3 protein-coding genes and 3 pseudogenes are annotated in these 4319 nt (G+C 62.5%); 2 read left to right on the forward strand and 4 right to left on the reverse strand.

What is annotated here, in order from left to right; translation table 11 throughout:
• Positions 1–371, forward strand: a pseudogene (locus JWR98_RS28825) (PLP-dependent aminotransferase family protein); the annotation flags it as partial.
• On the opposite strand, the gene JWR98_RS28830 reads toward JWR98_RS28825, so the two are convergent.
• The 4 genes and pseudogenes from JWR98_RS28830 to JWR98_RS28845 all read right to left on the reverse strand — a co-directional run bounded on the left by JWR98_RS28830 (position 351) and on the right by JWR98_RS28845 (position 3601).
• Positions 351–1016, reverse strand: a complete 666-nt coding sequence (locus JWR98_RS28830) for a methionine ABC transporter permease (RefSeq protein ID WP_078733096.1) — start codon at positions 1014–1016, stop codon at positions 351–353. The pseudogene JWR98_RS28825 and the gene JWR98_RS28830 overlap by 21 nt on opposite strands.
• Positions 1013–1758 (reverse strand): annotated as a pseudogene (locus JWR98_RS28835) (methionine ABC transporter ATP-binding protein). Before JWR98_RS28835 ends, JWR98_RS28830 begins: the two are co-directional and overlap by 4 nt.
• Positions 1755–2549, reverse strand: coding sequence for a MetQ/NlpA family ABC transporter substrate-binding protein (locus JWR98_RS28840; RefSeq protein ID WP_078733094.1), 795 nt, complete (start codon positions 2547–2549; stop codon positions 1755–1757). The pseudogene JWR98_RS28835 and the gene JWR98_RS28840 overlap by 4 nt, the downstream one beginning before the upstream one ends.
• Positions 2550–2563: 14 nt before the next feature.
• Positions 2564–3601 carry an isopenicillin N synthase family dioxygenase gene (locus JWR98_RS28845; protein ID WP_078733093.1) on the reverse strand — a complete coding sequence of 346 codons (1038 nt, stop codon included), beginning with the start codon at positions 3599–3601 and terminating at the stop codon, positions 2564–2566.
• A 335-nt stretch (positions 3602–3936) separates the two neighbouring features.
• Between JWR98_RS28845 and JWR98_RS28850 the strand changes: the two are divergent.
• Positions 3937–4319, forward strand: a pseudogene (locus tag JWR98_RS28850) (ribonucleotide-diphosphate reductase subunit beta); the annotation flags it as partial.

Consider the following 4319-nt stretch of genomic DNA (forward strand, 5'->3'; position numbering starts at 1 on the left):
CGCATGCTCAGCGAAGGCAGCTACACCAAGCACCGCAAGCGCATGGTCCAGCGTTTGATCGAGGCCGGCGGGCGCGTCGAACACTGGCTCAGGCGCTGCGGCTGCGAACTGCTGATGGCCTACGAAGGCGGAATGTTTATCTGGGCGCGCTGCCGACGGGAGTGGACGGCGAATGGCTGGCCCAGGAGGCATTGAAACACGGCATGGTTCTGGCGCCGGGTGCGCTCTTCGGCTACGACCCGGCCCATCGCGATTCGATGCGTTTCAATGTGGCCCACAGCGATGAGCCACGGGTGCAGCAGGTGTTTGAAGCGCTGTTGCTCAAGACCCCGCGCGCGCAGGGCAGCGCCTCAGCGTCGATGGGCCAATGAGCGCACGCAACGATCGCCCAGGTTTTGCACGCCCTGCACCAGCAGCACCAGCACAATCACCGTGACCACCATGATCTGGTTATTGAAGCGCTGGTAACCGTAACGAATCGCCAGGTCGCCCAACCCACCTCCGCCGATCACCCCGGCCATGGATGAAAAACCGATCAGCATGACCAGGGTCAAGGTTGTCCCGGCTACCAGGGCCGGCAAGGCCTCGGGCAATAACACCTTGAGAATCACATGGCGGATATCCCCGCCCATCGCCACGATAGCTTCGATGCGGCCCCTGTCGACTTCATCCAGCGCGGTTTCGACAATCCGCGCGAAGAACGGAAAGGCACCGATGGTGATCGGCACCACAGCGGCGGTGCTGCCCAGGGTGGTGCCGACGATCAAGCGGGTCAGCGGAATCAGTGCGATCAACATCACCACAAAGGGCAATGAACGTCCCAAGTTGATCACCGCGCCCAACCCCCGGTTCAGACGTGGCAAGGGGAACAGGCCGTCGGCTCGGCTGACAAACAGCAGCACGCCCAGGGGCAGGCCGATCAACAGGGTGAAGAGCCCGGCCAGCAGCACCATGTATAAGGTTTCGCCGGTGGCGTTGAGCAGCAATTGCAGGATGTCGTTCCAATCGGTGTTCATACGGCCCTCACCACTTGCAGGCTGGGGGCCAACGAACGCCCGAGACGTGACGACGGGTCGGCCTGCAGCTGCAGCAACGTGCCGCTCTCCACCACGCGGCCATCGGCCAGGGACACCGCGCTGTCGCAGATCGCCTTGACCACCTCCAGCTCGTGGGTGATCAACACGATGGTCACGCCCAGCTGCAGGTTGATGTCGCGCAACAGTTCAAGGATCGACGCCGTCGTCTCCGGGTCCAGCGCGCTGTGGCTTCGTCCGAGAGCAAGTACGCCGGGCGCGCGGCCAAGGCGCGCGCGATGCCTACACGCTGCTTCTGCCCGCCGGACAACTGCGAGGGAAACGCCTGGGCCTTGTCGCTGAGCCCCACCAGCGTCAACAGCTCAGTCACCCGCGCCGCGCGCTCGGCCTTGGGCACATTGGCGATCTCCAGCGGCACCGCGACGTTATCCGCGACGTTGCGCGAATGCAGCAGGTTGAAGCCCTGGAAGATCATGCCGATGCGCTGGCGTTGCTGGCGCAGCTGTTTGTCGTTCAAGCGGGTCAGGTCCTGGCCATCCAGCAGGATGCGCCCGGACGTCGGCCGCTCCAGCAGGTTCAAGCAGCGCAACAAGGTACTTTTACCGGCGCCGCTGCGCCCGACAATACCGAAGATCGCGCCATCGGCGATCTGCAACGACACGTTATCCAACGCCGCCGGCTGGCCGCTGGCGTAGGTTTTGCTGACGCCTTCGACAACGATCATTCGACCGCCACCGGGATCACCGAGCCGGCGTATTTCTCATTGATGAACTTGGCCAGTTCCGGCGAGCGCAAGTCGTTGGCCAACTGCCGGATACGCGGGTCATCCGCCAGCTTGGGGGTGGTGACGAGGATATTCGCATACGGGTTACCCTTGGCCTGCTCCAGGCCCAACGCATCCTTGGCCGGTTCGAGCCCGGCTTCCAGGGCGAAGTTGCCGTTGATCACCGCAAGGTCCACATCGTCCAATGCACGGGGAATTTGCGGGGATTCAATCTCCAGAATCTTCAAATGCCTGGGGTTTTCGGCAATGTCCTTGGGCGTGGCCTGATCCTTGGCGGCATCATTGAAGCCCGGTTTGAGTTTGATCAGGCCGTTGGCTTGCAACAGGTACAGCGCGCGACTGAGGTTGGTGACGTTATTCGGTACGGCGACGGTGCCCTTGTCCGGCACTTGAGCGAGGCTGGTATGCCGGTGCGAATAAATCCCCAACGGCTCGATATGCACCGTGGCAGCCACCACGAACGTCTGGCCGAGGGCCTGTTCCTGAGAATGGAGGTACGGCAGGTGCTGGAAGTAGTTGGCGTCGACATCACCATGGGCCAGCAGCTCGTTGGAGTTCACGCCGTTGGGGACTTCGATGATTTTCAGCTTCAGGCCAGGGTCGAGCTTCTGTACGTATTCAAGGATCTGCGCATGGGGAATCGGGTCAGCAGCCACGCGCAACGCGTCGGCGGCCGACACGCTGAAGGAGGCCAGCAAAGCCGCCAGGGTAAGGGTGGTGGTTTTCAACATCGGTGATCTCCTGATCAGGCGGACAGCGCTTGGGGCAGCGTGGCGTCGGCATAGAAACGTTGAGCGACATCGGGGTGGGAGCGCAGGCGCCCCTTGAGGTAGTTCCAGCCCACATCGCGCAGCAACGGATTGCGCGGATCGCTCTCGGGGCCGTGGGCATCGCGCAGCAACTCGGGCGCCAGTTGATACACCGGCACCACTGCGTCCAGTTGCGCCCCGAGGAAAAACGCCAGCGACAAGCGCTCGCTGCCCACCGGCGGCGACACCACGCGATGGACGGTCGCGCGCAGGTAGCCATTGCTGGCCAGCTCAAGCAGTTCGCCGATATTCACCACCAGCGTGTCGGGGCGCGGCACCGCATCGATCCAGCGGCCCTCCTCCACTTCCACCTGCAAACCGGCCTGCTCGTCTTGCAGCAGGAAACTGAGGAAACCGGAATCCTTGTGCGCGCCGACGCCTTGACGACTTTGCTGGGCATGGCGACCGGGGTAGCGGATCAGTTTGATATGTTCGTTGGGCTTGTCGCCGTACAGCGCATCAAAAGCGTCTTCCGGCAGGGACAGGGCCTGGGCGAACGCGCGTAACAGGCGTAGGGCCATTTGCGTCATCGCATGCTGCCAGCCGAGCACCAGGGGTTTGAGTTGAGGCAGAGCCGTCGGCCATTGATTGGGCCCCTGCAAGCGCGCCCAGGCGGCCGGGTACAGCGCCGGGGGCAAGGGCTCGCGCTCGGCACCCACATCGAATTGTTCGCGCAGGTCCGGCTGGCCCCGGGTGATCTCGGAGGCGGCGCGGTTGTAACCGCGAAAATGCGGGGAGTTGAGCATGCCCACCGCGCGTTTGTCGGCGTCGGGCAAGGCAAAAAACGCCCGCGCCTGTTGCTGCACCTGGGCCAGCAGGTCGCGGTCGATGCCATGCCCGGTGAGGTAGAAAAACCCGATATGCCGCGCCGCCAGACGCAGTTCATCGAGAAACTGCTGACGCTGTCGCGGGCTGCCATCGAGCTGGGACAGGTCCAGCAGCGGCAAAGCGGTGATTGAGTGTACGTGGGCCATCGGCGGCTCGCTCCTTGAACAGAATCCTTGGAAGCGTCCAAGCTAAACGATCTTAAAAACTGCTAATAAATACCTTTTTAGAATTAGCTTAGGCATGGATACCCAGGCCGCACGCGCTTGGCCCCTGCGACAGCCGAGCCGATCTTGTCCGTTGACCAGAGGTATCACACCCCATATAGTGTGCCCACCAATAAGACAGACCACTACATAGTGTGCAAAATCGGTATTTACTGACCACACTCCGCGCAATATTTCAATGCCTAGCAGTCTGCAAAACCACCTATTTTTAGACGGGGTTCGCACCCCGCCGGAACAGATCAGGAAGGAGTATTTCAATGCTGAGTTGGGATGAAGTCGACAACGAAGACACCGGTGCAGCGGTGATCAAGGGCGCCAACGCCGGCCACGCCAGCGAAGCCAACATGGACCGCCTCGACGGTGCCGGCGCCGCTGCCGCCATCGAAGCCCGCGCCGTCACCGCCAATGATTCGGCCGCCATCGTGCGCGCCAAGGCCGCCCTCGACAAACTCGACGTCGCCGAAGGCCTCGCCGAACTCGAAGGCGCCTCCGCCCGCGTCGCCGTTGACGAAAAGCGCATGATCAACTGCCGCGCCGACCTCAACCAACTCGTGCCCTTCAAATACGACTGGGCCTGGCAGAAGTACCTCGACGGCTGCGCCAACCACTGGATGCCGCAGGAGGTCAACATGACCGCCGA

It is taken from the genome of Pseudomonas lactucae (genome assembly GCF_016937615.1).
Classification (GTDB): Bacteria; Pseudomonadota; Gammaproteobacteria; order Pseudomonadales; family Pseudomonadaceae; genus Aquipseudomonas; species Aquipseudomonas lactucae.

Bases quoted from the DNA above. Each gene is read 5' to 3' on its own strand.
- JWR98_RS28830 (WP_078733096.1), bottom strand. From the start codon at position 1,016: ATGAACACCGATTGGAACGACATCCTGCAATTGCTGCTCAACGCCACC.
- JWR98_RS28845 (WP_078733093.1), bottom strand. From the start codon at position 3,601: ATGGCCCACGTACACTCAATCACCGCTTTGCCGCTGCTGGACCTGTCC.
- JWR98_RS28840 (WP_078733094.1), bottom strand. From the start codon at position 2,549: ATGTTGAAAACCACCACCCTTACCCTGGCGGCTTTGCTGGCCTCCTTC.